Annotated in this window: 1 protein-coding gene; it reads right to left on the reverse strand. The window is 63.0% G+C overall.

What is annotated here, in order from left to right; translation table 11 throughout:
- Positions 1 to 184: hypothetical protein (locus P9217_RS30185; RefSeq protein WP_278088331.1), on the reverse strand; the 184-nt coding region annotated here is incomplete at its 3' end.
- Positions 185 to 276: the final 92 nt, after the last annotated feature.

Consider the following 276-nt stretch of genomic DNA (forward strand, 5'->3'; position numbering starts at 1 on the left):
GTTTGAGATCACGCTGGGTTGCCATGACCTGAGCGTTGTCGACGTGGCCGAGCAGGGTGACGGCGTCCGTGACGCCGTGAACGGCAACTTCCTGACGCAGGGTGTCCATCTGTGGTCCATCACCGAGATGAGTCCAGCGCGCGTCGATGCCAGTTGCTCGCACTCTGGCGAGGATGGCGGGCATCCGGGTCATTCTCTTGATGGGGACGAGGTGGGCGCAACTGATGATGGTAAAGGGGGTACGTCGGCAGTGGGCCGGCTGTTGGGGGTCAGAGG

Source organism: Mesorhizobium sp. WSM4989 (assembly GCF_029625795.1).
Classification (GTDB): domain Bacteria; phylum Pseudomonadota; class Alphaproteobacteria; order Rhizobiales; family Rhizobiaceae; genus Mesorhizobium.